This is a genomic window from Desulfurella sp., from assembly GCF_023256235.1.
Classification (GTDB): Bacteria; Campylobacterota_A; Desulfurellia; order Desulfurellales; family Desulfurellaceae; genus Desulfurella.
Map to the genome: position 1 here is coordinate 5,882 of NZ_JAGDWY010000032.1, position 2,994 is coordinate 8,875.

Here is a 2,994-nt window from a genome sequence, read left to right on the forward strand (position 1 = left end):
ATTACCAAAAAAGCAGGGTAGAATAAATAATACTGCTCTTCAACGCCTAAAGACCATGTATGTATAAGTGGCAAAGAATCTACATCTGGAGCAAAGTATCCACCTTTTAACCTCATAAAATAAATATTTGACAGGTAAAATACAGTAAACATTGAGGAAAAACCCAAAGTTTTATAGTTGTCAGGTAATAAGTAAAAATAACCAAAAATAAAAGTAGCTATAATAAGTGTAAATAATGCAGGAAATAATCTTTTAACCCTTCTTATGTAAAAATTTATGAAAGTGAATTTATCTTTGTTAAGTTCATTTACCGTTATAGATGTAATTAAGTAACCAGAAATCACAAAGAAAATATCGACACCAATATAGCCGCCAGAAAACAACATTAAATTTGCATGGTATAAAATTACTGCTAAAACCGCAATAGCTCTTAATCCATCTACATCTGGCCTATATTTAATTGAACTTGATACATTTGGGTTTTTCAATGTCATTTAAATTCTCTTTCAATTCTTTTTAGATCAGCTTCCATCATAATCTGTACCAATTTATCAAATTTTGTATTTGATTGCCATCCTAATTTTTCTTTTGCTTTTTGTGGATTGCCAATTAAGAGCTCTACTTCTGATGGTCTGTAGAAATCTTTTGATACTTCTACCAATACTTTTCCAGTCCTTTTGTCTATGCCTTTGGAAGCAATGCCTTCTCCAGACCATTCTATATCAAAACCTGCTATTTCAAATGCTTTTTCCACAAATTCTCTTATTGTGTGCGTTTCACCCGTTGCAAGAACATAATCATCAGGTTTATCCTGCTGAAGCATAAGATACATACCATATACATACTCTGGCGCATAGCCCCAGTCTCTTTTTGAGTCAAGGTTGCCAAGGACAAGTTTATCCTGCAGACCATGCTTTATGCGAGCTATGGCATATGTGGTTTTCCTTGTTACAAATTCAAGACCTCTTAGCTCTGATTCGTGGTTAAACAGTATACCGCAGGCTGTAAACATATTATAGGCTTCTCTATAGTTTACGCTTATATAGTGCGCAAAAACTTTGGATACCGCATATGGGCTTCTGGGATAAAAAGGTGTGTTTTCTGTTTGAGGAATCTCCCTTACTTTGCCAAACATCTCTGAAGTAGATGCCTGATAAAACTTTGTGTCCGGTTTTATATCTCTTAGTGACTCAAGCAGTCTTAAAACACCTATTGCGTCAATATCTGCTGTTAGTATCGGCTGTTCAAACGATACACCTACAAAGCTTTGTGCTGCCAAGTTATACACTTCATCTGGCATGATTTTTGATATTACATGGCGGATGTTCGTAAGCTCTAAAAGATCCATATAGATAATTTCTACATCCTGCTCTATGTCAAGCTCTTTTAGCCTCCAGTTGCCAGAATCACCGCTGCGTCTGTCTGCTCCGTATACCTTGTAGCCTTTTTCCAGCAAAAGCTTTGCAAGATATGCGCCATCTTGACCTCTAATGCCTGTTATCAGTGCTTTTTTCATTAAATGCCTCCGAATTTGTTTTTAGTTGATTATATAAAATTAGAGTTTTATCTATTAGCTGAGTGGCTGAGTCGTCCCATGTTGTAAGTTTTATAGTTTGCGTTTTGTCAGCTGGGGGTTTTACGTTATTTATTGCATCAACTAAACTATCAATGCTTGAAAGATTAAAATATATAGGGTAGCTTCCACCTATTTCTCTAAAAACATCAATATCGCTTGCAATCACAGGCACATTGTAATACATTGCCTCTGCCAAAGGCAAACCAAAACCTTCTATTACAGAAGCTACAATTACTGCAGCTGCATTTTTGTATAAATAAGAAAGATCTTCATCGTTTAAAAAGTTAAACATAAAAAGATTCTTATTGTAATATTTTGAAGATCTAATCCTTTTTAGGGTATTTTCGCATAACCAGCCAATTCTGCCTACTATAACAAGTTTTTTTGATAAATCATTTTCCCATATCTTTTCAAAAGCATCTAATACAAAGTCGTGGTTTTTTCTTGGTTCAAGCGTGCCTACCATAAGAAATATCTTCGAATTTTTAACAATATCTTCAATGTGTTCATTGTGATTTACTGATTGTGTTAATGGTTTTATATCGCTTCCCAAGCTAAATACACCTGTGAGTTTTTTTGAAATTCCGCTAAATTCATTTTCGCTTAATTTTTTTATTTGATACACATTTGCATAAGATGTTGTAACAATAGCATCAAAAACATCAGTTTTTTTAAAATTTGCTTTGAATTTTTTTGGAGTTTGATCTCTATAATATTTTGGAAACATTAATGGTATAATATCGTAAACCAGCAGTATAAAAAAAATGTCAAATTGCCTTTTGTATTTTTTAATAGCCTCAAACAACCCAAGCTCCAAAAAAACATCAATTCCAAGAATAATATCTCCTTTTTGAGGAACTATTGGGTTAGCTTTAATTGAAGGTTTTGCAAAAAATAAAAAAAGCCTTCCATATAAATTTTTAGCAAAAAAATAAACTTTTGAAGGTAGGATTTTTGACAGCAAAACTTTTACCTTTAAAACTTTTGGGTCTGGTTTTTTATTTAGCAAATCTTCTTTGGATATGGATATAAATTGGCCTTCTTTTAAAATAACGGGCGTGCACTTTATACCAAAATTAGCTTCAATATAATCTACCCGCGCAATTATATTTCTTACCACTCTTTGAATACCGGTATTTAATCCTGTGTAGTAAGTAGCTGTGCAGTCTATAAAAATGTTTTTAGGCTTTTCCACTCCAACACCGCGATTTACCAAATCAAAAAACACAATAAATCACTTGAGTATAAACCAAACAAATGGCGTTTGTCAAGGCTACAGACAATAAGTTCTTTAGTCATCCTGAGTGCAACGAAGTCAGTCATCCTGAAGCGTTAGCGAAGCTAGTCATCCTGAACGCATGTGAAGGATCTACTTAGTACCATATATAAAGTGGTGCTATTCTTCGGGCATTACCCTC

General features: G+C 33.8%; 3 protein-coding genes. All 3 read right to left on the reverse strand.

Annotated elements, in window-relative coordinates:
* The coding region (locus Q0C22_RS03235) for an acyltransferase (protein ID WP_291490631.1) at positions 1-494 on the reverse strand (494 nt) is incomplete at its 3' end.
* Positions 491-1,516, reverse strand: coding sequence for a GDP-mannose 4,6-dehydratase (gmd, locus tag Q0C22_RS03240; RefSeq protein WP_291490632.1), 1,026 nt, complete (start codon positions 1,514-1,516; stop codon positions 491-493). The genes gmd and Q0C22_RS03235, both read right to left, overlap by 4 nt.
* Positions 1,488-2,804, reverse strand: coding sequence for a glycosyltransferase family 1 protein (locus Q0C22_RS03245; protein ID WP_291490633.1), 1,317 nt, complete (start codon positions 2,802-2,804; stop codon positions 1,488-1,490). Before Q0C22_RS03245 ends, gmd begins: the two co-directional genes overlap by 29 nt.
* Positions 2,805-2,994 lie beyond the last annotated feature (190 nt).

Excerpts from the sequence above, each read along its gene's own strand:
- gmd (WP_291490632.1), bottom strand. The coding sequence starts at position 1,516 with ATGAAAAAAGCACTGATAACAGGCATTAGAGGTCAAGATGGCGCATAT.